Source organism: Bradyrhizobium sp. ISRA430, assembly GCF_029909975.1.
GTDB lineage: Bacteria > Pseudomonadota > Alphaproteobacteria > Rhizobiales > Xanthobacteraceae > Bradyrhizobium.
This window is the reverse complement of sequence record NZ_CP094516.1, coordinates 3,030,678-3,056,237: the sequence shown is the minus strand read 5'-3', so window position 1 is coordinate 3,056,237 and position 25,560 is coordinate 3,030,678. Positions and strand designations below refer to the sequence as shown.

Sequence of the window (25,560 nt, the reverse complement as noted above, 5' to 3'; positions counted from 1 at the left end):
CACGAAATGTGCCGACATCCTGCTCTCAGCCTCCCTGGAATCGGGCGACAAGGCGGTGAGAGTCACCGGGATAGAGCAGCCGCACGGCGGTGATGGTACGTGCGCTGCGCCACGTATAGCGGTCGATCACCAGGCAGGGCGCGCCAACGGCGATGTCGAGCGCCTCCGCCGTGCGATCATCCGCAACAATGGCGCTGATCGTGTGCTCGGCTTCGGTCCATGGGACATGATGAAGCAGCCACGAACCGGGCGGTTCGCGTGCAAAGTCCGCGCTCGCGGCCTCCGGTACGGAGGCAAGATCGATCAGCCTGTCCTCGACCGCAAACGGCACGTTGTCGGCGCTGTGCCGGCAGGCGATCGCGACCACTTTGCCGGCCTTCTTGACCCCCAGACGGACGCGATCGGCGGCGGTTGCTGCGCGCTGGCTACGATGGATCAGCTCGTAGCCGTAAGCGCGCCCGAGTGCGGTGATCTCGGCGCGGATGTCGGCGATCTTGAGCACGGCCGACATGTGTTGCGGGCGGCGCACGAAGGAGCCGGCGCGGCGCCGCCGCTCGATCAGGTCGGCCTGCGCAAGCTCGGACAGTGCCTTGTTCACTGTCATGCGCGAGCAGCCATAGCGCGCCATTAACTGGTGCTCGAAGGGGATACGATGCCCGGGCGGCCATTCGCCGGTCAGGATGCGCTTCTCGATGTCGGCCCGGATCCGCTTGTAGAGCGTCGGCTTGTCGGCAGCATTGGTGGCGAGACTCATGCGAGGAGCCTCCGCACCGCTGCGCTGAATTGCTCCCGTGCCTTGACGCGTAGCCTGTGCCGTCCGCTTTCGACGAGCTTGTTGCCGCCGGCCCAGACGCAATCGATCGCACCGGTGCCGGCCGCAAAGATCCAGCCATCGATGACGGCATCGCCGCGGCGTCCCGCCAGCGACGGATGTTCGGCGTCGAGCGTGATGATGTCGGCGCGCGCGCCCGGCGCGAGGCCGACGGTTTTCTGCGCCAGCGCCCGCGCGCCGCCCGCAAGTGCGTGGCCGTACAGGGCGCGTCCCGTCGATTGACCCGCGCCGCCCGAGAGGACGTTGCGCTCGCGATGCCTCAGCCGCTGGCCGTATTCGAGCTGACGCAGCTCGTCGGCGACGCCCACTAGCACGTTGGAATCGGTGCCGACACCGAATACGCCTCCGGCATCGAGGAACTCGCGAGCCTGAAAGATGCCGTCGCCGAGGCTTGCCTCGGTCACCGGGCAAAGGCCGGCAACCGCGCCGGTGCCGGCGAACGCAGCGACTTCCTCGGGCGTGGTGTGGGTCGCGTGGATGAGGCACCAGCGTTGATCGAGGGGCGCGTTCTCCAGCAGCCATTGCACCGGCCGCCGGTCCGACCAGGCGAGGCAATCCTCGACCTCCTTGACCTGCTCGGCGGCATGAATATGCACGGGACCGCCGTCTGCGAGCGGAATGATCGCCGCGAGCTCGTCCGGCGTCACGGCGCGCAGACTGTGCGGCGCGATGCCGATATTGGCATCCGGCAATGTGCTGATTGCCCTGCGCGAAGCAGCCATCAGTGCGGCGAACTGATCGACCGAGCAGATGAAGCGGCGCTGCCCGTCATGCGGCGCCCTGCCGCCAAAAGAGCCGTGCGCATAGAAGCTCGGCAGCAGCGTGAGCCCGATGCCGGAGGTGTCGGCAGCCTGTGCAATGCGCGTGGCCATCTCGGCGATGTCGGCATAGGGCGCGCCGTCGCGGTCGTGATGCAGGTAATGGAATTCGCCGACGCGGGTAAAACCCTGTTCCAGCATCTCGACATAAAGCAGCGTCGCGACAGCCGCGACGTCGTCCGGCGTCATCCCCAGCGCGAAGCGATACATCGTCTCGCGCCAGGTCCAGAACGTATCGGTCGAGTCGCCGCGCAGCTCGGCCAATCCCGCCATGCCGCGCTGAAACGCATGACTGTGCAGGCTCGCCAGCCCGGGAAGCGCGATTTGGTGGCGTTCGTCGCTGGCCTCCGGCGCCACGCCGGCAGTCACCGCGGCAATCGCGCCGGCGGTGACGACCACCTGCACGTCATTGGCCCAGCCCGAAGGCAGCAGCGCGGAGGCGAAATGCAGTCGTGTCATGTTTCCATGCCGGCTGGACAGAACCGCGCCACGATTATATGTCTAGACATATATGTCAAGCATCCCAGGGCGAGGGACCACCGCATGGCAGAGCGCTTCGACCGGATCTGGTACAACGCCCGGCTCGCCACGATGCGGGCCGACCATCCCGATCTCGGCGAGATGGAGCATAGCCTGATCGCCGCGCGCGGCGGCCGCATCGTCTATGCCGGCGCGCAGGCGGACTTCCCGGCGGATGCCGATGCGGTCGAACGCATCGATTGCGAGGGTCGCTGGATCACGCCAGGCCTCGTCGACTGTCACACCCATCTCGTCTATGGCGGCAACCGCGCGCACGAGTTCGAGCTGCGCCTGAAGGGCGCGAGCTACGAGGAGATCGCGCGCGCCGGTGGCGGCATCGTCTCCACCGTGGCCGCGACGCGCAAGGCGAGCGAGGCCGATCTCGTCGCGAGCGCGCTGCCGCGGCTCGATGCGCTGATCGGCGAGGGCGCAACCACCGTTGAGATCAAGTCCGGCTACGGCCTCGACACCGAAACCGAGACGCGGCAGCTCGCGGCCGCGCGCAGCCTCGGCCGGGTGCGGCCGGTCGCGATCCGCACGTCCTTTCTCGGCGCGCACGCGTTGCCGCCTGAAGCCAATGGCGACAAGGACCGCTACATCGATCTCGTCTGCAAGGAGATGCTTCCCGCGGTGGCGAAGGCGGGTCTAGCCGACGCCGTCGATGCTTTCATGGAGGGCATTGCGTTCTCCGGTGTGCAGACTGCGCGGGTGTTCGAGGCAGCGCGGGCGCTTGGGCTTCCGGTCAAGCTGCACGCCGATCAATTGTCGAACCTCAGCGGCGCGGCACTCGCTGCAAAATTTTCGGCGCTCTCGGCCGATCATCTCGAGCACACGGATGAGGCGGGTGTGGCGTCGATGGCGAAGGCTGGCACGGTGGCTGTGCTGCTGCCTGGCGCCTTCTATTTCATCCGCGAGACGCAGAAGCCGCCGGTCGACATGTTCCGCAAGCACGGCGTCAGCATGGCGCTTGCGACCGACTGCAATCCCGGCAGCTCGCCGTTGACCTCGCTGCTGCTCACGATGAACATGGGCGCGACGCTATTCCGAATGACGGTGGCCGAGTGCCTCGCCGGCGTCACGCGTGAAGGCGCGCGCGCGCTGGGCATGCTCGCTGAAACCGGCACTCTCGAAGCCGGCAAATGGTGCGACCTCGCGATCTGGGACATCGAGCGTCCCGCCGAGCTGGTCTACCGCATCGGCTTCAACCCGCTGCATCGGCGGGTGTGGAGGGGGCAGTGACGGAGGCGAGCGCACCGATCATCGTCGCGCCGGGAACGGTTGGCCTCGACGATCTCGCACGCGTGCTCGCGGGCGCTTCCGTCATTCTTGATCCGTCGTTCTGGCCGCGAGTCGAGGCGGCGGCGGAGATCGTCGCAAAGGCCGCGCAGGCCGCCACGCCGACCTACGGCATCAACACCGGCTTCGGGAAGCTCGCGTCGAAGCGGATTCCGCCGGACCAGACCGTGCTGCTCCAGCGCAATCTCATCGTCTCGCACTGCTGCGGCGTCGGGCCGGCAACGCCTGAACCGATCGTGCGGTTGATGATGGCGCTGAAGATCGTTTCGCTCGGGCGCGGTGCTTCCGGCGTGCGCCGCGAGGTGATCGAGCAGTTGCAGGCAATGCTGGCGCGCCGCGTCTACCCGCTGGTGCCGCAGCAGGGTTCGGTCGGCGCCTCCGGCGACCTCGCGCCGCTCGCCCACATGACGGCCGTCATGATCGGCGAGGGAGAGGCCATCGTCGACGGCAAGACCGTGCCCGGCGGCGAGGCACTCGCCGCCGCGGGCCTCGCACCGTTGACACTCGGCCCCAAAGAGGGCCTCGCGCTGATCAACGGCACGCAGTTCTCGACCGCCTACGCCATCTCGGGCGTGCTGCGCGCGCATCGCCTCGCCCGCGCCGCGCTCGTCACCGGCGCGCTGTCGGTCGATGCGGCGATGGCGTCGACGGCGCCGTTCCGCCCCGAAATCCAGCAATTGCGCGGCCATGCCGGGCAGATCGCCGCGGCGGTAACGCTGACCGCACTGCTTGAGGGCAGCGATATCAGGCTGTCGCATCTCGAGGGCGACGAGCGCGTGCAGGATCCCTATTGCCTGCGCTGCCAGCCGCAGGTCGCGGGTGCTGCGCTCGACCTGATCGCGCAGGCCGCGCGAACCCTGATCGTCGAGGCCAATGCCGTCACCGACAATCCGCTTGTGCTGGTCGAGACCGGCGAGATCGTCTCCGGCGGCAATTTCCACGCCGAGCCGGTGGCCTTTGCTGCCGACGCAATCGCGCTGGCGCTGTCGGAGACCGGCGCGATCAGCGAGCGACGCATCGCGACTCTGGTCGACCCCGCGCTCAACTTCGGCCTGCCGCCGTTCCTGACGCCAGATCCCGGTCTCAATTCCGGTTTCATGATTGCCGAGGTCACGGCAGCCGCGCTCTATGCCGAGAACAAGCAGCGCGCGCTCGCCTGCTCGATCGATTCGACGCCGACCAGCGCCAACCAGGAAGATCACGTCTCGATGGCGGCGCATGCCGCGCGGCGCCTTTCCGACATGGCGGACAATCTTGCCTCCATCCTCGGCATCGAGCTCCTGGTCGCCGCGCAGGGCATCACGCTGCGCGCTCCGCATGCCACGAGCGCGCCGCTCGTCGCCGTCATCGCTGCGCTTCGCGAACAGGTGCCCGCACTCGGTGCCGACCGCTACATGGCCGGTGATCTCGCAAACGCAGCCGCGCTGATCGAAGCCGATGCGCTGCCCGCCGTCGCGCTCTCAATGCTTTCAACCGATCCGTTTCCGAGACTTGACTCGAGACTTGGCTAAAGAGGTCTTCATGAACCGCCGACTGGACAATGACCGCATCATTCGCGCCCCCCGCGGCGGCGACATCAGCGCCAAGAGCTGGCTGACGGAAGCGCCGCTGCGCATGCTCATGAACAATCTCGATCCGGACGTGGCGGAGCGGCCAAGCGAGCTCGTCGTCTATGGCGGCATTGGCCGCGCGGCGCGCGACTGGGAGAGCTTTGATCGGATCACGGCTTCGCTGCGCAAGCTCGAAGGCGACCAGACCTTGCTGGTCCAATCCGGCAAGCCGGTCGGCATCTTCCGTACCCATGCGGATGCGCCGCGCGTTCTGATCGCGAACTCGAATATCGTTCCGCACTGGGCGACGCTCGATCATTTTAACGAGCTTGATCGTCAGGGTCTGATGATGTTCGGCCAGATGACGGCGGGTTCGTGGATCTATATCGGCAGCCAGGGCATCGTGCAGGGCACCTACGAAACCTTCGTCGAGGTCGGCCGTCGCCACTATGGTGGCAGCCTCGCGGGAAAGTGGATCCTCACCGCCGGCCTCGGCGGCATGGGCGGCGCGCAGCCGCTGGCTGCCACCATGGCCGGCGCCTCGCTGCTCGCGGTCGAATGCCAGCCGAGCCGCATCGAGATGCGGCTGCGCACCGGCTATCTCGATCGTCAGGCCGCGACGCTCGACGAGGCGCTGGCGATCATGGCGGAAGCGACGACAACCAAGACTCCCGTCTCGGTCGGTCTGCTCGGCAATGCCGCGGAGATCTTTCCGGAGTTGGTGCGCCGCGGCGTCAAGCCCGACATCGTGACCGATCAGACCAGTGCACATGATCCGATCAACGGCTACTTGCCGAAGGGCTGGACGCTCGCCGAATGGGAGGCCAAGCGCACCTCCGATCCCAAGGCGGTCGAGCGCGCCTCAAAGACCTCGATGGTCGATCACGTCCAGGCCATGCTGGATTTCCACGCGCAGGGCATCCCGACGCTCGACTATGGCAACAACATTCGCCAGATGGCGCAGGACATGGGCCTGAAGAACGCGTTTGATTTCCCCGGCTTCGTTCCCGCCTATATCCGCCCGCTGTTCTGCCGCGGCGTGGGTCCATTCCGCTGGGCGGCGCTGTCGGGCGATCCCGAGGACATCTTCAAGACTGACGCCAAGGTGAAAGAGCTGATGCCGCACGACAAGCATCTGCACAACTGGCTCGACATGGCGAAATCCCGCATCAAGTTTCAGGGCTTGCCGGCGCGGATCTGTTGGGTCGGGCTCGGCGACCGCCACCGGCTCGGCCTTGCCTTCAACGAGATGGTGGCGCGCGGCGAGCTCAAGGCGCCGGTCGTGATCGGCCGCGATCATCTCGACAGTGGTTCGGTGGCCAGCCCCAACCGGGAGACCGAGGCGATGCGCGACGGATCGGACGCGGTGTCCGACTGGCCTTTGCTCAACGCGCTCTTGAATTGCGCGAGCGGCGCGACCTGGGTCTCGCTGCATCACGGCGGCGGCGTCGGCATCGGCTATTCTCAGCACGCCGGCATGGTGATCGTCGCCGACGGCACGCCGGAGGCGGCAAAGCGGATCGAACGCGTGCTGTGGAACGACCCCGCCACCGGCGTCATGCGCCATGCCGATGCGGGCTACGACACCGCGATCGACTGCGCCCACGCCAACGGGCTCGACCTGCCGAGCCTGGCGAGGTAGTCGCGGCTCTGCGCTTCAGCACGTGCTGGTTTTGCGCATGACGCAGGAGGAATACGCGCTATCGCCCGACCGTCACGCCCGCGGTCGAGCGCATGGCATCCCTCAGGCTCGTCGCATTCATGTCGTCGAGGACCTGTCGCGTGAGCACAGTGGTCTGCCCGGGCGTTTTCAGGATCGTCTCGCTGCGCGACGACGACAGTTGATTTGCCTTGTAAGGTGCTGCCGGATCAACGGAAGACGCCGGTTTCGAGGCCGTCACATAGCGCGGCCGTTCGGCCGAAGCGGCGAAGGCCGCATGTGAGACGCACACGGCCGCGATCACGATCGTTCGCAGAAGCTTGGCGGGCATGCGACCTCCCAGCGACCTCCATGTCGGGATGTCAGCCTACCACATCGCGGGGGGCGGTTGCACGTCAAAGGATCAGGCCAGCACGGCCTGACGTCCCGCGCTTGCTTCGCGCGCACGCTCGGCATGGCGCCGTTCGGCGAGCACGGTGAAGCTGCGCTGGCCCGAATGCACGGGCGCCTCGACAATGACGCCCTCGCAGACGATCTGTCCGCCGAGCATCCTGAATTCGAGCTTGTCGTAGCGCGGCATCGTCTCGCCGGGCGCAGGCGGCAACAGCTCGATGCGCCCCTGAATGTTCAGCGCGGCCTCGCCGGTGCCATGCAGCCGCGGGTTCCACATCCTTATCCCGGTTTCCGCCCAACGCCGCCGGATCAGCGTGGCGCGATCAACGGGCTCTGCGGCTTTGACCGGGGCCTTCGGAACATCGCGGCTTTCCGCCGAAGGAGAGGTGACAACCGCGACCGGCTCGTCGGAGGTCTCAGCCGCGTCGGCCAATGCGGTTGGAGCACTTTCGACGGTTACGGCCTTGCTGGCAGCGGTGTCGCTGCTGATGCTGCCCTCAGGACAATCGACCGGAGCAGTTTCGGCAAGATCGATCGGGGCGGCCGCAGAGGCGTCTACCATGACAGGCTCGCCGTCGGCGACCGTGCTGCTGGATGGCGCGTCACCGGAAATATCCGTCAACGCCTCCGGCGCGCCCTCTGCGCTCTCGTCAGGACGATCTTCCGCGTGCCCGACCGGCGCGGCTGGAGACACGTCTGCCGCAATAGATTCAACCTCGGCGACCTCGACAATGGCTGGTTCATCCGCGGCGACCGGCCCAACATCCACAGTGTCGCCGTGGCTTGGATCGCCGGCGGTGCTGACCTCCGGTGCATCGGATTGGCCCGAGCTATCGACAACGACGACCGGAGCGTCATCTGCGATGACCGGCCCGACGTCCGCAAGCATGGTGCAGGATGAGTCAGTGCCGGCATCGGGGCCGCCTTGAGAAGGCTCTTCCGCAAGATCCGCGATCGTCGCGCTCTCCACGGCAACCCGCGTGACATCTGGGGAGATATCGTGAGACGGCTCGCTGCCGATGCCGGCTTCGGTGCAAGCCGCCGGAGAAGCCTCCGCTGCTTCAACGATGGCGGCCGGCGTGCTTTCGACCGTGACAGCCTCGATCTCTGCGGTGTCGTAGTCGATGCTGACATCCGGACGATCGGCCTGAAGATCTTTCGGGAGCACAGTTGGGGTGACCGCAGAGGCGTCTAGCGTGACCGGCTCGACGTCAGCGGCCCTGCTGCCGAGTGACCCATCGCCGACAATATCTGCCGGGGTTCCCGGCGAGCTCTCGGTGACCTCAAGAATAGCTGGTCCGTCCGCGGCGACCGGCTCGACCTCCTCCGCGCCGCTGGGGCCTGGATCGCCGGCGATGCTGATGACCGGCGCATCGGAGTGGTCCGAGCTATCGACAACGAGGACCGGAGCGTCATTTGCGATGACCGGCTCGACGTCCGCAAGCGTGGTGCAGGATGAGACAGTGCCGACATCGGGGCGGCCTTCCGAAGGCTCTTCCGCGAGATCCGCGATCGTCTCGCTCTCCACGGCAATCGGGGCGACCTCTGTGATGATGTCGTGAGATGGCTCGCTGCCGATGCCGGCCTCAGTGCAAGCCGCCGGAGAAGCTTCCGTGCTATCGACAACAGCGGCCGGAGGGGGTTCCAGAGCGACCGGCGCGATGCTCGCGGCATCGACCTGCGGCGAAGGCCGAAGCCTGCCGAACGCCCATTGCACCGCAGGAAGGCGGCGCAGCAACGCTATCAGTCTCGAAAGCACTGGAAATTGTCCAAGAGGTACCCGGCATGAGACATGCTGATTCGCCAGCAAAGCGAAAATTGCCCCGGTCGTCACGTCGATGTCAATGGATGCGGCCCGATTGAGCCGGCGCATCCACGAGCGCTCCGCAAACGGTTCAGTCGCTTGCTGCGACAATCGCGGCTGTGACGCGGCCGTGCCGTTCATTCGAAATGCATCGACGCCAACGGATCTTCTTCATGAGCCGGGGATCGCGGCGATGGAGGCGGTGAATTGGTCGAGTGTTGCGCGCTCCGGCGAACGTAGGGGTGCGGTTGCATCGCCTTGCGCGCGAGCGCGACAGCCATGCCGCGCGCAAGCACGGCGGAGCTGCATTCCGTTCGCTCATCGTTCTCGGGGCATGCAATGGCTGTGGGCGGCGCGATACCGACGGATGCCGGTCCGGACCAGGCCTGTGCCGCATTGGGTGTCGCGAGTGACAGAACGAGCCGCAAGGCAGCGACGACGTATATCTTTGTCATGAGAAGGCTCCCAGGCGATCCATTGAAAGGGATCGCTCAAGCCGCGAGATATTCCGATCTGTCGCATGAACTCGCAAAGGCTCACGCTGGGTTCAATGCGCGTGACTAATCCGTGAGGTCGCTGGCGGATCTCTCAGTCTCGTACGGCGATGCCGGATCGTGATCCGCACCGCGCCTCTCGATGGCGTCATGCGCGGCATCAATCGCGCTGTGTTTGAACACTTCTAAACAAGCAGCGGACAGATCGTCGCAACATGGCTGCTCTGGAGAAATTCTAACGGCGCACGCATCGAAGTTCGAAGATGGCTGCGATAGAGCGAGGCACCAACAATCATACCCGGCAAAAAGCCGGCCTACTTGCGGGGCGTCGCGAACGTGAAATTTCTATGCTTTGATGACTTGTCTTTCACCACACGAAAGCAAACGGTCTTATCGGCCTGCCTGATCTCTGCCAGCGCATTTGCTCTCTCGCTGACAAGCAATGCGGTGCAAGCGCAAACGCAGCTTCCTTCAGTCACCGTCGACGCGCCGGTGCAAAGCGTACGTCCCGCAGCGGTCCCGTCGTCGCGACGCACGGCGGCCACGCGCACCACACGCGCCGCGCGTCGTTCTCCGGCGCAGCAGGCAGCGCCAACGCAGGCCGCATCGACTGCCCGGAGTGGAGAGCGTGCCAACGGTCCGGTGCGCGGCTTCGTGGCGACGAGCAGCGGCACAGCGACGAAGACGGACACACCGCTCATCGAGACCCCCCAATCGGTGTCCGTCATCACCACCGATCAGATCAGGAACCAGGACGCAGTCTCGATCGGTGAGGCGCTGCGCTACACCGCGGGCGTCAGCGGCGACGTCAATGGCGGTTCGGACACCCGCTTCGGCGGCCTTCAGATCCGCGGCTTCGACATGACCATGCCGGGGCTCTACATCGACGGTCTGCGGATTCCGTCGAGCAACTACGTGCATTTCAACGGTCTCGATCCCTACGGCGCCGAGCGCCTCGAGGTTCTCAAGGGACCGTCCTCGGCGATGTATGGCGGCAGCGGCACCGGCGGCATCCTCAATTACGTGACCAAGCTGCCGACCGCGCAACAATTCGGCGAAGTCTCGGTCTCGGGCGGCAGCTTCAACCGCTATCAGGGCCAGTTCGACATGGGCGGTCCCGCCAACAAGGAAGGCACCGTGCTGTGGCGTCTGACCGGCGTCGTGCGCGACGGCGAGACCCAGGTCGACTTCACCAAGGACAACCGCATTTTCATCGCGCCCGCCGTCACCTTCAGGCCGAACGACGACACCACCATCACGTTCCTGGCCAACTATCAGAGAGACCGGGCAGGGTGGGGCCTGCAGTTCCTGCCGGCCTCGGGCACCGTGTGGCCGAACAACGGCCGCACCATCCCGGTCTCCTTCTTCGCCGGCGTGCCCAGCTTCGATGCGTTCAACACCGAGATCGCCACTGCGGGCTACCAGCTCTCGCACGACTTCAACGAGGCCATCACCTTCCGGCAAAACCTGCGCTACGCCTATCAGCACAACGAGGAGAAGGTGTTCTACGGCGCCGGCTACACCAATGAGGCTGCGGGTCTGCTCGCGCATGTCGGCAGCACCAGCAACTCGTACATCAACTCGTTCGCGGTGGATAATCAGCTCCAGGGCAAGTTCGCCACCGGCTTCCTCAGCCACACCACGCTGGTCGGGATCGACTATCGTAACACCACGTTCCGCGATACAGCCTTTGGTGTCACGACCTCGGCTCCCGAGATCAATGTCTTTGCGCCGGTCTATAGCTACGACTGGACCATCGGCGCCATGACCGACAACACCGGCGTCAAGCAATCCCAGGTCGGTTTCTACGCGCAGGACCAGATCAAGCTCGGCCGGCTATCGTTCCTGCTCGGCGGCCGCCAGGATTTCGTCACGACGAAGGTCAACGCCGATCTCTTCAACACGTCAGCCACGGCCGATGCCTCGGCCTTCACCGGCCGCGCCGCGGTGATGTACAATTTCGACAACGGCATCGCGCCGTATTTCAGCTATTCCGAGTCGTTCCTGCCGATACTCGCGACTGGCCCCGCGGGCCAGCTCCTCAATCCCGAGACTGGGGTGCAGTACGAGGTCGGCGTCAAGTACCAGCCGATCGGCTGGAACGCCCTGTTCACCTTCGCCGCCTTCGACCTGACGCGCGACAACGTCGTGACGTATCCGCCCCCGACCTATCTCGCGGATCAGATAGGCCAGGTGAAGTCGCGCGGCATCGAGCTCGAAGGCACAATGTCGCTCGCCGATGGCTGGAATCTGCGCGCCGCCTATGCCTATGTCGATGCCGTGCTGTCGCAAGATCCGGTGAATCTCGGCAAGGCGCCGCCCACCGTGCCGCTCAATCGTGCCTCGCTGTGGAGCGACTACACGCTGCAGAGCGGGCCGCTTGCCGGCCTGCAGTTCGGCGGCGGCATCCGTTACGTCGGTGCGACCTGGGGCGATGATGCCAATACGTTCAAGGTCGGATCATCCACCGTGCTGGATGCACTGCTTGCCTACACCAAAGACAATTGGCGCCTGTCGCTGAACGTCACCAACCTTGCCGACACGCGCTATGTCGCCGCCTGCTACAGCCTGTCGGGCTGCTTCTACGCCGAGGGACGCAAGGCAATCGGCAAGGTCACTTATCGCTGGTGACCTTCGCGACGATCCGTCGCCGCCGGTGGTGTTGACCGGCGGTGGCAACCTCGTCAATGACGGGCAGCAACGAGTTGTGAATGCCATGAGATCGATGTTCGGGCGACTCCATCGCTGGGCCGGCTTGCTGACCGCAGGCTTTCTGTTCTTCTCGGGGATAACCGGCGCGATAATCTCGTGGGATCACGAGATCGACGAGGTCCTGAACCGGCGTTTCTATGATGTAACCAGTCAGGGACCCGCGATGCCCTCGATTGAGCTCGCCAAGCTGATCGAGCAACGCGATCCCCGTGCGCGCGTGGTCTATTTGTTCATGACACCGGAGGAGGGCCAGTCGCTGTGGTTCTTCGTGCTGCCGCGGATCGATCCCGCGACCGGCAAGCGCTACACGCTCGATTACAATCAGATCTTCCTCGATCCCAACACCGGCGCCGAGCTCGGGCGCCGCTATTGGGGCGCGGTGTGGCCGGTGACGCGGGAGAATTTCGTCTCGTTCCTCTACAAGCTGCATTACACGATGCACATCCCGGAATTCTGGGGCAGCGACCGCTGGGGCATGCGCCTTCTGGGCGTCATCGCCATCATCTGGACTATTGATTGCTTCGTCGGATTCTATCTCACGCTACCGATGCGGCGCAGCGCCAATGCCACGCAGGCACCCGCAGTCAGGCGTCAGCTCGCGCGCGGTTTCTTCGCACGCTGGAGGCCGGCCTGGACCATCAAGACCAGCGGCAGCGCCTACCGCATCAACTTCGACATTCACCGCGCCTTCAGCCTCTGGACCTGGAGCCTGCTGTTCGTGATCGCCTTCACGGCGTTCTCGCTCAATCTCTACTTCGAGGTCTTCTCTCCGCTGATGAAGATGGTGTCGAACTACACGCCGACACCCTATGAGCAGAGGCCGTACCGTAATCTGGACGATCCGATCGAGCCCAAGGTCTCCTTTGCCGACATCGCCGCACGCGCTGCCGCCGACGGCCGCAGTCGCGGCTGGACCACGCCGGTCGGCTCGATCAATTACGGCCCGGCCCATGGCGTCTATGCCGCGGCCTTCTTTCGTCCCGGCGATGATCATGGTGCCGGCGGCGTCGGCCCGGCGCAGCTCTACTACGACAGCGAGGACGGACATCCGCTCGGCGAGCGGCTGCCCTGGGTCGGCACCGCCGCCGATATCTTCGTGCAGGCGCAGTTTCCGCTGCACTCTGGCCGCATCGCCGGACTGTTCGGCCGCATCCTGATCTCGATCATGGGCTTCGTGGTGGCGGCACTCTCGGTGACCGGCGTCGTGATCTGGTGGCGCAAGCGCCGCGCCCGGATCAAGGTGCGGGAAACCGCCGCGATCCGCGCGAGCGAGCGCGTCGTGGCGGCAGAATGAACGTCTCCTCGGCTCTACGCCACGCGACCACCTTCGTGATCATCGTCTGCCTGGAGGATGGTTTCCGACAGGAGAGCGGCGGCCTTCTGAAGCGGCGCGATGAAGCGATCGAGCTCGGTGAAGCTCACGCGGGCCACCGGAACGGAGACGCCGAGGCACGCAATCAGATCTCGATCAGGTGAAACAATCGGGACAGCGCATCCGACAACCCCCTTGACGTACTCCTCATTGGTCTTGGCCCAGCCGCGGTGGCGGGTTTCCGCGAGAACCTGCATCAGCCTGCCACGATCCACGATGGTGTTGTCGGTGAATTTCGTCAGCGCGAGCGCCGAGCAGAGCTTTTCGCGCGCCTTCTCTGGCAGACGGCTCATGTAGATCTTGCCGGTCGACGTGCAGTGCAGGGGCGCAGCCTCGCCTGGATTGAACTGCAGGCCTTGCGGTTGCGACACGCGGACGCTGTCGACATAGGTCACGACGTTGTCGCGCACGACGCCGATCTCGCACTGCTCGCCGATTTCTCCGGCGACCGCACGCAACACGGCATGCCGGCGCGCGGTGCGAAACGCCGCTCCGATGACCTTGGCCGACAAGGTGACCAGTTGATTGCCGACCACGTAGCGCTTGGTCCCGAGCGCCTTCTGAAGAAGGCCGCGCTCCTCGAGGTTTCCGATCAGCCGATGCGCGGTCGGAAGTGGAAGCGCCAGTGCCTGCGCGATCTCGGCGACCGAGACGGCTTTGGTTTGGCTCGCGATGTGCCCGACAATGGCAAATGCTCGATCGAGGGGGCCGTCGGTTTTGGCTGACTCTGCCATTTGCGCCTCTCTGCTGCAGTAGATAATTATCATTTTTCGGAATGAAATATACTGAAATATGAAAAACATTCTAGTCCATCTCGCCGGTTGCCCATATCGTTGGCTTTGCCGGCACGTGAGCAGGATTTGTGCAGTGCAAATCTGGTCCGTGCCCAACAGGAGAGTGGGATGTCAGGTCATTACGATGTCGATGCCGTGCGGAAGGAATTCCCGGCTGCGGAGCGGATGATCTATCTCGACTCCGGCTTCCAGGCGCCGCTTGCGCGTCCCGTGAAAGGGGCGATCGACCTTTTCCTGCGCGAAGGCCTGGAGACGGCCGGACCGAAGAGCGTGTGGCTCGACCGCGTCGAGCAGACGCGCACCAAGGTCGCGCGCTTCCTCGGTGCGTCGGCCGACGAGATCGCCTTCACCAAGAACACCTCGGAAAGCATCAACATCGCCGCGAATGCGCTTGCCTTGCGGGCGGGCGACAATGTCCTGATGGTTCACGGCGATCATCCGAACAACGTCTATGCCTTCCTCAATCTGCAACGGAAGGGTGTAGAGGTGCGCTTCGTGCCGATGACCGAAATCGTCGACGCGGCGAGTTTTCGCCCCCACATTGATGTGAACACCCGTGCGATCTCGATGTCGCATGTGACGTTTCACGCCGGCCATCGCTTCGATATCGAAAGCATTGGTCGCCTGTGTGCGGAGAAGAAGCTTCATTTCGTCGTCGACGTGATGCAGGCCATCGGCATCGTGCCGATCGACGCCAAGGCCATCGGTGCGACGTTTGTCGGATCGGGAAGTCACAAGGGTCTGCTCGTACCCCAGGGGCTCGGGCTGCTCTATTGGAACAGCGCGCATGCGGAGCTCGCGCCCGCCTATCTCGCGGCGGCAAGCCTTGACGAGATTCCGGCCGATCTCATCGCGCGCCCGGACAGGCTTGCGCCGGCGCCGAGCGCCCGCCGCTTCGAGCTTGGCAATTTCAATCTTCCCGCAATCCATGCGCTCGGCGCTGCGCTCGACATGATCGAGCAGATCGGCGTCGAAAACATCCAGAACCATTGCTTCGATCTCGGCGATCACCTCATCGCTGAGCTTGACGCGCTCGATATTCGCCTCGTCGGTCCGCGTGATCGGAAGCACCGCGCACCACACATCTATGTCATCGCGTTGCCCGCCGCCGATTGGCTTGGCTACTTCGAGGAGAACGGTGTGCGGGTGTCGCCGGAACGGGACGGCATTCGCGTGTCGTTCGGCATGTTCAATACGTCAGGGGATGTCGACCGCCTGGTCGAGCTGATCCGCCGGCGGGTGAAGACATCATCCAGAGCCGCTTAGGCCGGAGATCACAGAGGAGGGTGCAGGACATGAGAAATTTTGCACGGATATCCGGAGCTCTGTCAGCTCTCATGGCCCTCGCGGCCATGGCCGGGCCGTCGACCGCGGCCGACAGTCCGACGCTGAGCAAGATCAAGTCGAGCGGCGCGATCACGATTGGCTATCGCGAAGCCTCGATCCCGTTCTCCTATCTCGGTTCCGATCAGAAGCCCATCGGCTTCTCGCTCGATCTCTGCGCAGCCGTCGTCGAGCGCGTCAAGGTGGAGCTCGGCCTGCCCAATCTCAACGTCAACTACACGCCGGTGAACTCGTCCAATCGCATTCCGCTGATCCAGAGCGGCACCGTCGATATCGAGTGCGGCGGAACGGCCAACGACAAGAAGCGGCAGGAGCAGGTTTCGTTTTCCGTGACGACCTTCGTCAGCCAGCCGCGCTGGCTGGTCAAGGCCGACAGCGGCCTGAAGACCGCCGGTAATCTCAAGGGCAAGACGATCGTCGTCACCCAGGGCTCGAACGCGGTGGGTTTCGCGCAAGGCGTCAACGCCAAGGAGCAGCTCGGCCTCAACATCGTCCAGGCCAAGGATCACGCGGAATCGTTCCTGATGCTGAACACGGGACGTGCCGCCGCCTTCATGGAAGACGACATCCTCCTCGCCGGCCTCAAGGCGGCAGCACCGAAGCCGGATGCGCTGATCTTCCTGCCCGAAGGTTATGCGCGGATCTATTACGGGCTGATGTTCACCAAGGGCGATGCCGGCTTCAAGGCACTCGTCGACGACGTCTTGTCCAAGCAGATGGCGTCGGGTCAGTTCGAGAAGACGTACGCGAAATGGTTCACCAGGCCGATCCCGCCCAAGGGCGAGAATCTTGCATTCCCGCTCACCGAGACGCTGATGGAGCGGATCGCGCATCCGAGTGATGCCGTCGACTGACCGCAAACGCCACGAGACTCCATGTAGTCGCCTTCGCTCGCATCCAAACCCTGAGGTTCGCGATGTTCGGAGTGCTTTTTGAACAGACGGCAGATGGTCAGCGCTATATCGACTGGCTTCTCTCAGGTCTCGGTTGGACGCTGGCGCTGGCCTTCTTCGGCTGGTGGATCGCCTTCGCTGTCGGCGTCGTCGTCGGCATCGGCCGGACCGTGCAGAACCGGCTCGTGGCGGCCCTCGCGCGGCTCTACGTGGAGATCTTCCGGAACATCCCCGTCCTGGTCCAGATGTTTCTCTGGTACTTCGTGCTGCCGGAGATTCTCCCGACCTCGCTTGGCGACGCCATCAAGCAGATCCCGCCGCCCTGGGGATCGTTCTTCCCAGCGCTGCTGTGCCTGGGTCTCTACACCGCGGCGCGCATCGCCGAGCAGGTGCGCGCGGGCATCGAGGCCTTGCCAAAGGGACAGACCGAGGCGGCGAGCGCGCTCGGTCTTGGCGGATACCTGACCTATCGTTACATCATCGTGCCGCAGGCGTTACGCCTGATCGTGCCGAGCCTGACCAGCGAGGTCATGGGCATCTACAAGAATACGTCGGTGGCGCTCACCATCGGCCTGATGGAGCTGACTGCGCAGGCGCGCCAGATCAGTGAAGCGACCTTCCAGACGTTCACGGCATTCGGCGCCGCGACGCTCATCTATCTCGCGCTCGCGCTCATTGCCTATCAATCGATGATGCTCATCGACAGGGCCGCGCGTATCCCGGGCTCCACGCCGGCAAAGGCTGCGATCGAGCCGCCCCTGGCGGACGACGTGCAGCCGGACGCCGCATTGCCGCACGGAATGGAGGTCGTGAAATGAACAGCCTCGATTTCTCGATCCTCCTTCAGGCCTGGCCCTATCTCTGGTCGGGGCTTCTGTTTTCCCTTGCGCTGACCGCCGCGGCCTTCGTCATCGGCATGCTGCTGGGGACCTGCTTCGCCCTCGTGCAGCACTTCGAGGTGCTGGTCATCGCCCGGATCGTGCGCGGCTACATCGCGCTGATCCGTTCGATCCCGCTGATCCTCGTCCTGTTCTGGTTCTTCTTCCTGGTGCCGATCGTGCTCGGGCACCTCTCGGGCAACGGTCGTCCGATTCCGATCGGCGCGACCTGGACGGCCTTCATCACCTTCGGCTTGTTCGAGGCGGCCTATTATTCCGAGATCATCCGCGTCGGCTTGCGCGCGGTGAACAAGGGGCAGTTTGAAGCGTGCCAGGCGCTCGCTTTGTCCACCTTCGATACCTATCGATGCGTGATCCTGCCGCAAGTCGTCCGTGTCGCGAGCCCGATCATCCTGAGCCAGACCATCATCCTGTTCCAGGACACTTCGCTCGTCTATGTGCTCTCGCTCACCGATCTTCTCGGCGCAGCCTCGAAGCTCGCGCAGCTCAACGGCCGTCTCGTCGAAATGTATCTCGCGGTGGCGGTGGTCTATCTCGCCATCAGTTCGGCCGCCTCGCAATGCGTCGCCTCGCTGAGGCGGCGCTACGCATTCAGCGGGGTGCACAAGTAGTCTGGAGAGGAAGACCAGGATGCAACACGAAAGCGCAACGTTCCCGATCGATCGTTCGTCCACCATTGTCGTTGTCGAGAACCTGGTGAAGCGGTTCGGCCGCTTCACGGCCCTGAATGACATCAACCTCACTGTCGCCAAGGGTGAGAAGATCGTCCTGTGCGGACCGTCAGGCTCAGGCAAGTCGACGCTGATCCGCTGCATCAACCACATCGAAAGGCATGATGGCGGACGGATCGTCGTCGACGGCGTGGAGCTGACCGACCGCATGGCCGACATCAACGGCGTGCGGTCCGAGGTCGGCATGGTGTTTCAGAGCTTCAATCTGTTCCCGCACCTCTCGGTCGTCGAGAATTGCATGCTGGCGCCGATGAAGGCGCGCGGGCTCTCGCGTCCCGAGGCGCGCGAGCGTGCGATGGACCTGCTCCGGAAGGTGCGCATCCATAGTCAGGCGGAGAAATATCCCGCTCAGCTCTCGGGTGGTCAGCAGCAGCGCGTCGCGATCGCCCGGGCATTGTGCATGCAGCCGAAGATCATGCTGTTCGACGAGCCGACCTCGGCACTCGATCCGGAGATGGTCAAGGAGGTGCTGGACACGATGGTGCAGCTCGCGGCGGACGGCATGACCATGGTCTGTGTGACGCACGAAATGGGCTTTGCGCGCGAGGTCGCCGACCGTGTCGTGTTCATGGACCAGGGCACCATTGTCGAGGAGAGCGATCCCGGGACGTTCTTCCGGGCACCGCGCACGGAGCGCGCCAGGGGCTTTCTGAACCAGATCATCCACTAGCGGGACCTGAAGCCCCTCCGGGCACCGCCAGTGCCCGGGTTGAACGGCGTCTGTCTCGGCTTGGATCAGACCAAACCGCGCAGCACCTCAATTAGCCGACCGCACTGTTCCTCCGTTCCGACCGTGATACGCAAGAAGTCTTCGATGCGCGGCTTGCTGAAATGCCGAACCAGGATGCCACGCTGACGAAGCGCGGCCGCGAGATCGGCTCCGTGCCGGCTTCGATGACGCGCGAAGACGAAGTTTGCGAGCGACGGCAGAACCTCGAAGCCGAGTTGTCCGAGCTCGCGGGCCAGCGCTTCGCGGCTCGCGATGATATTGGCGCGGGTCTCCTGAAACCACCCGTCGTCCTCGATTGCCGCGATGGCGCCGGCGATGGCAAGGCAATCGAGGGGATAGGAGTTGAAGCTGTCCTTCACCCGTTCCAGGCACAGTAGGATATGCTGGGCGTCGGCGGAAGTGCGCTTGCGATCCCGCATTTAAGGTAGATTTGCACAAGCGCCGTCGTCAGGACATTCCCGCAAGTGTGACCTTCGTGCTAGGTTCGTCTCAGAATTGAAAACAAACAACGAAGGCCGGCGCTCCCAAGCGCAGAAGAGCCGCAAGGAGAGGACCATATGCCGGGTGCAGCCCTTCCCACCACGCCCTCCATTCCGACCGCGCCCGTGACATCAGCCATTCTCGACCGCTTGCAGACAATCGTTGGCGATAAGGGCCTGATCCTGGACGAGCAGGACAAGCAGCCGTTCGTGACCGATTGGCGCGGCACGCTGGCCGGGCAGGCCGCAGCGGTCGTGCGTCCCGCCAATACCGCGGAAGTCTCCGCTGTCGTAAGACTCTGCTACGACAGCGGCATTGCCATCGTGCCGCAGGGCGGCAACACCGGCCTGATGGGCGGTGCCACGCCGTGGCCTACGCACCGCGGCATCCTGCTGTCGCTCGGCCGCATGAACCACGTGCTCAACGTCGACCCCGCCGGCTATGCCATGACCGTGGAGGCGGGCTGCATTCTCGAGACGCTTCAGGACGCGGCCGCGCGCCACGACCGCTTCTTTCCGCTCAGCCTGGGTGCTCAGGGCTCGTGCATGATCGGAGGCAATCTGTCGACAAATGCCGGGGGCGTGCAGGTGCTGCGCTATGGCAATGCGCGAAATCTGGTGTTGGGCCTCGAGGTCGTGCTCGCCAACGGCGATGTCTGGGATGGCTTACGCGCACTCAAGAAAGACAACACCGGCTACGACCTCAAGCATCTGTTCATGGGCGCCGAAGGCACGCTCGGTATCATCACCAAGGCGGTGCTGAAGCTCTGGCCCGCGCCGAAGGACGTTTGCACGGCGTGGCTCGCGATCCGCGATCCCAGGGCCGCTATCGACATCCTGTCGGAAGCGTATGCCGCGTCCGACGATAACGTCGGCTCCTGCGAGCTTATGAGCCGCGCCTGCACCGACATGGTGCTGCGCCATATCCCCGGCACCCAGGATCCTCTCAAGGCGGCGACCGAATGGTATCTCCTGCTCGAATGGTCGTCGGCCCGGCCGCGGCAGGAAGGCGCCCCGGGCATGTCGGACAAGATGGAGCAGTTCTTGGCCGATCAGCTCGAGGCGGGACGCGTGCTGGATGCGGTGATCGCGCAAACAGAAGCGCAGTCGCGCAACATGTGGCGCATTCGCGAAAGCGTCGCCGAGGCCTCGCGCGCCGAAGGCCCCGGCTTGAGCTATGACGTGTCGGTCGCGGTCTCCAAAATCCCCGAGTTCATCGACAACGGTCTCAAGGCCGCGCTGGAGATCCTGCCGACGATCCGCCCATATCCGCTCGGTCATATCGGAGACGGCAACGTGCACTTCTCCTTCATGGGGCCGAAGGGCATGGATCGTGAGACGCTCACCCAGTACGCCGCGGCGATCACGCGTGCCGTCAACGACCTCATCACCTCCATGGGAGGCTCAATTTCGGCGGAGCACGGCATCGGCATCGAGAAGCTCGACGAGCTGGCGCACTATCGCTCCAGGACCGAGCTCGACGTCATGCGCACGATCAAGCGGGCGCTCGATCCCAAGAACATCATGAATCCGGGCAAGGTGCTGCGCCTGTCGTGAGCGAGACGCGGGTGTCGTGACTCGACCCGGCATTCCAGTGTTTCGCGAGCCTCTGCTGTTGCCGCAGCAACCATGCTCGCCTGCAGTCAGGTCGAGCCGATTGGTCCGGGTGTCCAGCCGTCGCCTGACAGTGGCGTAACCTTGACGTTAGCAATGACTCCCAGTTGCAGGCTTGGATCGAAATGGCGCATCGTCCGCTCATTCAGATCAATGATGCGACCAGGCGTGAGAGGCCCTACATCATTTATTTTGACGATGACCTTCTTGCCTGCACCCTCAACGAGGGCATATTTCGGCCTCGCGCCATATTGAACCCCGCCAAACTTCTTGCGCAAATCGGTTTTGATGGCAGCCGCCCATGCGGATGGATCATAGCGCTCCCCGGATGCTGTATTCGGGCCGCCCTCCCGATATCCGGGCCGGAACGGGTTGTACATGGATGCTGCGCCGACAATCGCGGGCCCAGAAGCGGCGCCATCGAGGGTATCTGGACGAACCGCACCGCTATCACTTCGAGCCAGGGCAACAGTATCACTTCGAGCCATGGCAACAGGTGAAATGGCAAGCGTCATTACAGCGCCGCAGATTGCGGCGCTCAAGCGAAACACGATCAGGACTCCTTAGACTGATTTTGGATGCAGTAGCTGACTTGCTGAGGCGGGAGATTGAGCGAGGGAGGAAGCGTTAGCGGACTCGAGCCATCTATTTGTGGACTCGTGCCAATGGAGCGCCATAGCCGGCAAAGAAGCCACGCTGGTCCTGGTTGACCAAATCAGAATGGCTTGGCATCGCCGCGGGAGCACGGGCATCGACGTAGCACGGGCGATACATGGCTTGGAGCTGTTTGCCGCGAAGGAAGATCATTCTGGGGGTAAGACCGCCGCGCCTTGTAATCCATCGCCGCACTTGGGATGGATACCCCGAATAGAGCAACTGAGTTGCTTCAGGATTGGTGACAGTTCGGCCATTGCCGACGAAATCATAAGCGGCGTGGAAGCCAAGTGTCGCGTTCGGGGTGACGCAAATCTTGTCGTGAGGGATTGTCGAGAGGAGAATGGTGCAGGCCGAAGCGCAAAGGCCATCAATCATCACTGTCTGGCCTGAAGCGCGGAGTTCGCTGTACCTCGAGAGGTACTCCCCAATCTGCCCGCCCGGGTCGTCTGCAATCCGAACCGCCGCGTGGCTTGACTCTATGCCCGCGAGCAAGAGCGCTGCCGTGAGCAGCGCAGACAGTATTTTCATTAAATCCCCTACCCAAGTTGAAGATGTGATGCGAACATCCGCCGTTGCGCATCGGGCCGGAAATCAATGGCCGAAGGCGATTGAGGCGTGACGTTGGGAGTGCAATAGCGGCTCCTCCTCGTCGCTTAAACTAACTGCAACGTTTGTTGCTCGGTGAATGCACGCGTGCTGTTCCTCTGCGGAAACCCTTTGCGACTCGATGATGGAGTTAGCAGTAGATGGAACCACCGCGTTGCGATTTGTGGCGGATTCTTGGCACGCGACGAGGTGCCGGCACGCTGCTATGTTGCAGCGGGAGGATGAGCGATGAAGGTCCTTGCCGCGATACTCGCCCTGCTCGTATCGACTCCGGCCGCCGCACAGGAGTGCCAAACCTGCTCGTCGGCCGACGCTTGCATACAGACGTATCTGAAGGCCACCACGCAGGCGCAAAGGGAAATCAAGCAGGCAATCCGTGAATGGAGAGAAAGCCTGGATAGAAAGGCCTCGGGTGAATTGTTCAGCAAAGGTACGGTGGCATTACAAGGCGCCATGGAATCCCAAATTCGCTCTGAGCTTGAGCGGCTAAAGGAGTGCCTCGCCAAAATCAAATAACGACGCCCGATCTGGGGCTCACTTGCTCCGCTTCGAGCTGCCGAGTGCTCTTGGCATGCGAATCCACCATTTCTGATTAACCTCAGAAGAGGCAGTCTGGTAGTCCGCACTTTCGACGCCGGGTGTCAGAATGAATCCACCGCGCTGCCGGATTTAAGTCGCATTGCGACCCAGGTCACGGCCAAAGGTCACGACCGGGGGGCGCGACACCGGGGTGTTCCATGTCCGGTTATTTGCGATTTTATTTCGCCGGTTTTGTTCTTCTCGCAGGTCTTTCGACGTCGCCTGCGTCTTCGAACCCTTTCGCAACCCTCTTTAATACCGCTCCCGCGACAGCTCCTGCGCCCACATCCGGGGAAGAGGCCTGCGCGCCACGACCTGGTAAGTCGACCGCCGACGGCCAACACTGGGTCTATCGATTGGAGGGTCGCCGCAAATGCTGGTTTCAGGCTGCAGAAGGGACCGCGACGGTGAAGAGGCTGCTTCAGCGCCGCGCCGCCAAATCCAAATATGGTGTTGCCACTGCCGAGGAGAACGAAACCACAGCGCGTAAGCGGAAGGTGGCGGTGGATGCGCGCGCGGAGCTGCTTCGCTCAGGATCTATGGATACGTCTCGGCCGAACCCCTCCGCGCCCGTGCAGGTGGCCGATGCCGATACCCTTGCCACGGCAACCACGCCGGCCCTCATTCTCAACCGCGCGAACGACCGGCTGACGCCTGACCGGATCACGCCACGTCAGGTCGACGTGGAGGCACTTCTGGCGGCCGCGCCGGCCGCCAGTGATGTGGTTGACGCTTCCGCGCCCTCGGCGACGCCGCACGCCTTTCCCGCCGTCGAAGCTAGCGATGATGAGTGGGGCTGGAGGTGGCTTGGCGTGCTGCTGATGGCTCTGGGGCTCGCATCGGTCTTAGCCTCGAGCCGAGCCGTTCGGGGGGCCGTGCTACTGCACCACTAGCCGGAGAAATCTTTCGCGCGTCGGTGCAACTGCTGGTCAGACGAGGCCTCGCGCGGAAGGCAGCTTCTGGCGCAAAGCGGTTCTACGAACGAAGAGAGGCCTACTTGCCGTCGTTCCATATGTCGGTAGCGAGCTTCCACTCATCTCCGATCTTCTCCCAAACAACGACATACTTTCCGGTCACTTCCTGCGGTATCGGTCCCTTGGTCTTCAGGACGAACGTGCCGATCTCGCGTGCTGCGGCAGGGCCAAGTGGCCTGACATCGACCGATGTGAGCTTCGGATCGCCAACCTGTTCAGCCATGCTCTTCCACATTGCCTCGATAGCAGCTCGGCCGTGCACGATCGGAGAACCGGGCGGGAATGCGGTCGCATCAGTGCTGTAGAGTGACGCAATCCCAGAGAAGTCACCCTTATTAAAGAATTCAATCCATTTCGCGTTGATCGCTTCAATCTCAGTCTTCTGGGCCAAAGCCGGCGCGTTCAACGAGATTATGAATGAAATTATCAATGCTATGCTGCGCACGATCATCTCCTAACCCGGTTTGCGATGTGAATACAGTGGCGGCAGTTCGCCTGGCTCGAAGTGTATGCGTTCAATGCCGGATCTCAGGTCGCGTATGGCGCAACAGCAACTCCGGGGAATTACCGTCAGCAGCTCTCCGGGATTGCGGTGGCGAGCTGCGCATCGGCCTGGAATGACTGTGCAAAAATGCGGCCGCGGCTCCGGGACGCACCTCCAAACCTTGCAGTTGGCCCAACCGCGTCCCTACCTGACTAGGGCCGGCCCGGCGTGTTCCCGGAAGGCTCGCCCCGCGGCCGGCTCGGGAGACGGCCATGAACTATCTTCGCACCGCAATTCTTCTCGCAGGCCTCACCGCCCTGTTCATGGGCGTCGGCTATCTCATCGGTGGCGCCTCCGGCGCCATGATCGCGCTCGTCATCGCGGCGGCAACCAATCTCTTCACCTACTGGAACTCCGACCGCATGGTGCTCAGCATGTATGGTGCCCATGAGGTCGACCGCGCCAGCGCCCCCGACCTCGTCGGCCTGGTTGCCGAGCTCGCGGGCCGTGCCGGCCTGCCGATGCCGCGCGTGTTCGTGATGGACGAGCCGCAGCCCAACGCGTTTGCGACGGGGCGCAATCCCGAGAACGCCGCGGTTGCCGTCACCACCGGTCTGATGCACCAGCTCAGCCGCGAGGAGCTCGCCGGCGTGATCGCGCACGAGCTCGCGCACATCAAGCATCACGACACGCTGTTGATGACGATTACCGCGACCATCGCCGGCGCCATCTCGATGCTGGCGCAGTTCGGCATGTTCTTCGGCGGCCATCGCGACAACAACAGCGGTCCCGGCATCGTCGGCTCGATCGTGATGATGATCCTGGCGCCGCTCGGCGCCATGCTGGTGCAGATGGCGATCAGCCGTACCCGCGAATACGCCGCCGACAATCTCGGCGGGCGTATCGTCGGCCAGCCGATGTGGCTCGCATCCGCACTGGTCAAGATCGAGAACGCCGCGCATCAGGTCCCGAACGTCGAGGCCGAGCGCAACCCGGCGACCGCGCACATGTTCATCATCAACCCGCTGTCGGGCCACGGTATGGACAATCTCTTCACCACCCATCCTTCGACGCAGAACCGCATCGCGGCGCTCCAGCAGCTTGCCGCCGAGCTCGGCGCGCATGGGGCGCCGTCCGTCGGCGCCAACGAAAACTATCCGCCGCGCGGCCCCTGGGGCCGCTCGTCCTCGCGCGGGCCTTGGGGCTGAACTTCGGCAGGAGCTTGGGCAGGAGCTTGGGATTGAGGCAAATCCGCGGCCGGTACGTCCGGAAATCGCATCCGGCTTTGTGAGCTGGCGCACATAGGATCTCTCCGGCGGGTGCTAA

At 63.8% G+C, this 25,560-nt stretch carries 22 protein-coding genes and 1 pseudogene; 14 read left to right on the top strand and 9 right to left on the bottom strand.

The window, feature by feature from the left end; genetic code table 11:
* Positions 1-25: 25 nt before the first annotated feature.
* Positions 26-754, bottom strand: coding sequence for a histidine utilization repressor (gene hutC / locus MTX21_RS14835; RefSeq protein WP_280965544.1), 729 nt, complete (start codon positions 752-754; stop codon positions 26-28).
* Positions 751-2,109 (bottom strand): formimidoylglutamate deiminase, encoded by a 1,359-nt coding sequence (locus MTX21_RS14830; protein WP_280965543.1) that lies wholly within the window; start codon positions 2,107-2,109, stop codon positions 751-753. The genes hutC and MTX21_RS14830 overlap by 4 nt, the downstream gene beginning before the upstream one ends.
* 84 nt (positions 2,110-2,193) lie before the next feature.
* Here MTX21_RS14830 and hutI point away from each other — a divergent pair, with 84 nt between their 5' ends.
* The 3 genes from hutI to hutU are packed head-to-tail and all read left to right on the top strand — an operon-like array spanning position 2,194 to position 6,657.
* Positions 2,194-3,408 (top strand): imidazolonepropionase, encoded by a 1,215-nt coding sequence (hutI, locus tag MTX21_RS14825; protein WP_280965542.1) that lies wholly within the window; start codon positions 2,194-2,196, stop codon positions 3,406-3,408.
* Positions 3,405-4,976 carry a histidine ammonia-lyase gene (gene hutH, locus MTX21_RS14820; RefSeq protein ID WP_280965541.1) on the top strand — a complete coding sequence of 524 codons (1,572 nt, stop codon included), beginning with the start codon at positions 3,405-3,407 and terminating at the stop codon, positions 4,974-4,976. Before hutI ends, hutH begins: the two co-directional genes overlap by 4 nt.
* A 10-nt stretch (positions 4,977-4,986) precedes the next feature.
* The gene (gene hutU / locus MTX21_RS14815) at positions 4,987-6,657 is read left to right on the top strand and encodes a urocanate hydratase (RefSeq protein WP_280965540.1); all 1,671 of its coding nucleotides are present in this window, start codon (positions 4,987-4,989) and stop codon (positions 6,655-6,657) included.
* Between the two features lie 58 nt (positions 6,658-6,715).
* Here hutU and MTX21_RS14810 read toward each other — a convergent pair whose 3' ends face one another.
* Complete coding sequence (locus MTX21_RS14810) at positions 6,716-7,006, bottom strand: TonB-dependent receptor plug domain-containing protein (protein WP_280965539.1); 291 nt, start codon at positions 7,004-7,006, stop codon at positions 6,716-6,718.
* 72 nt (positions 7,007-7,078) lie between these two features.
* A complete protein-coding gene (locus MTX21_RS14805; protein ID WP_280965538.1) occupies positions 7,079-8,827 on the bottom strand; it encodes a hypothetical protein in 1,749 nt (582 codons plus the stop codon).
* Positions 8,828-10,008: 1,181 nt separating this feature from the next.
* Here MTX21_RS14805 and MTX21_RS14800 point away from each other — a divergent pair.
* Together MTX21_RS14800 and fsrB are read left to right on the top strand one after the other, a co-directional pair.
* Positions 10,009-11,997: a TonB-dependent siderophore receptor gene (locus tag MTX21_RS14800; RefSeq protein ID WP_280971054.1), complete on the top strand. Its 1,989-nt coding sequence runs from the start codon at positions 10,009-10,011 to the stop codon at positions 11,995-11,997.
* Positions 11,998-12,082: 85 nt separating this feature from the next.
* Complete coding sequence (fsrB, locus tag MTX21_RS14795) at positions 12,083-13,372, top strand: siderophore utilization protein FsrB (protein WP_280965537.1); 1,290 nt, start codon at positions 12,083-12,085, stop codon at positions 13,370-13,372.
* 14 nt (positions 13,373-13,386) lie between these two features.
* On the opposite strand, the gene MTX21_RS14790 is transcribed toward fsrB, so the two are convergent.
* Positions 13,387-14,184: an IclR family transcriptional regulator gene (locus MTX21_RS14790; protein ID WP_280965536.1), complete on the bottom strand. Its 798-nt coding sequence runs from the start codon at positions 14,182-14,184 to the stop codon at positions 13,387-13,389.
* A gap of 168 nt (positions 14,185-14,352) precedes the next feature.
* Between MTX21_RS14790 and MTX21_RS14785 the strand changes: the two genes are divergently transcribed.
* The 5 genes from MTX21_RS14785 to MTX21_RS14765 all read left to right on the top strand — a co-directional run bounded on the left by MTX21_RS14785 (position 14,353) and on the right by MTX21_RS14765 (position 18,781).
* Positions 14,353-15,510, top strand: coding sequence for an aminotransferase class V-fold PLP-dependent enzyme (locus tag MTX21_RS14785; RefSeq protein WP_280965535.1), 1,158 nt, complete (start codon positions 14,353-14,355; stop codon positions 15,508-15,510).
* 29 nt (positions 15,511-15,539) lie between these two features.
* A complete protein-coding gene (locus MTX21_RS14780; protein ID WP_280965534.1) occupies positions 15,540-16,442 on the top strand; it encodes an amino acid ABC transporter substrate-binding protein in 903 nt (300 codons plus the stop codon).
* 62 nt (positions 16,443-16,504) lie between these two features.
* The gene (locus tag MTX21_RS14775) at positions 16,505-17,299 is read left to right on the top strand and encodes an amino acid ABC transporter permease (protein ID WP_280965533.1); all 795 of its coding nucleotides are present in this window, start codon (positions 16,505-16,507) and stop codon (positions 17,297-17,299) included.
* Positions 17,296-17,991 (top strand): amino acid ABC transporter permease, encoded by a 696-nt coding sequence (locus MTX21_RS14770; protein WP_280965532.1) that lies wholly within the window; start codon positions 17,296-17,298, stop codon positions 17,989-17,991. The genes MTX21_RS14775 and MTX21_RS14770 overlap by 4 nt, the downstream gene beginning before the upstream one ends.
* A gap of 19 nt (positions 17,992-18,010) precedes the next feature.
* Positions 18,011-18,781: an amino acid ABC transporter ATP-binding protein gene (locus tag MTX21_RS14765; RefSeq protein WP_280965531.1), complete on the top strand. Its 771-nt coding sequence runs from the start codon at positions 18,011-18,013 to the stop codon at positions 18,779-18,781.
* A gap of 65 nt (positions 18,782-18,846) precedes the next feature.
* Here the strand turns inward: MTX21_RS14765 and MTX21_RS14760 are convergent.
* A pseudogene (locus tag MTX21_RS14760) lies at positions 18,847-19,234 on the bottom strand (aminotransferase class I/II-fold pyridoxal phosphate-dependent enzyme); the annotation flags it as partial.
* 164 nt (positions 19,235-19,398) lie between these two features.
* Between MTX21_RS14760 and MTX21_RS14755 the strand changes: the two are divergent.
* Positions 19,399-20,877, top strand: coding sequence for an FAD-binding oxidoreductase (locus MTX21_RS14755; RefSeq protein ID WP_280965529.1), 1,479 nt, complete (start codon positions 19,399-19,401; stop codon positions 20,875-20,877).
* 86 nt (positions 20,878-20,963) lie between these two features.
* Here MTX21_RS14755 and MTX21_RS14750 read toward each other — a convergent pair whose 3' ends face one another.
* Positions 20,964-21,488, bottom strand: a complete 525-nt coding sequence (locus MTX21_RS14750) for a septal ring lytic transglycosylase RlpA family protein (protein ID WP_348637483.1) — start codon at positions 21,486-21,488, stop codon at positions 20,964-20,966.
* A gap of 91 nt (positions 21,489-21,579) precedes the next feature.
* On the bottom strand, positions 21,580-22,119 hold the full coding sequence (locus tag MTX21_RS14745) for a hypothetical protein (protein WP_280965527.1): 540 nt from the start codon (positions 22,117-22,119) through the stop codon (positions 21,580-21,582).
* Positions 22,120-22,425: 306 nt separating this feature from the next.
* Between MTX21_RS14745 and MTX21_RS14740 the strand changes: the two genes are divergently transcribed.
* Both MTX21_RS14740 and MTX21_RS14735 read left to right on the top strand, forming a co-directional pair.
* Positions 22,426-22,713 (top strand): hypothetical protein, encoded by a 288-nt coding sequence (locus tag MTX21_RS14740; protein ID WP_280965526.1) that lies wholly within the window; start codon positions 22,426-22,428, stop codon positions 22,711-22,713.
* A gap of 221 nt (positions 22,714-22,934) precedes the next feature.
* Positions 22,935-23,669, top strand: coding sequence for a hypothetical protein (locus tag MTX21_RS14735; protein ID WP_280965525.1), 735 nt, complete (start codon positions 22,935-22,937; stop codon positions 23,667-23,669).
* Between the two features lie 100 nt (positions 23,670-23,769).
* Here MTX21_RS14735 and MTX21_RS14730 read toward each other — a convergent pair whose 3' ends face one another.
* A complete protein-coding gene (locus MTX21_RS14730; protein ID WP_280965524.1) occupies positions 23,770-24,201 on the bottom strand; it encodes an SgcJ/EcaC family oxidoreductase in 432 nt (143 codons plus the stop codon).
* 305 nt (positions 24,202-24,506) lie between these two features.
* Between MTX21_RS14730 and htpX the strand changes: the two genes are divergently transcribed.
* A complete protein-coding gene (gene htpX / locus MTX21_RS14725) occupies positions 24,507-25,442 on the top strand; it encodes a zinc metalloprotease HtpX (protein WP_280965523.1) in 936 nt (311 codons plus the stop codon).
* Positions 25,443-25,560: the final 118 nt, after the last annotated feature.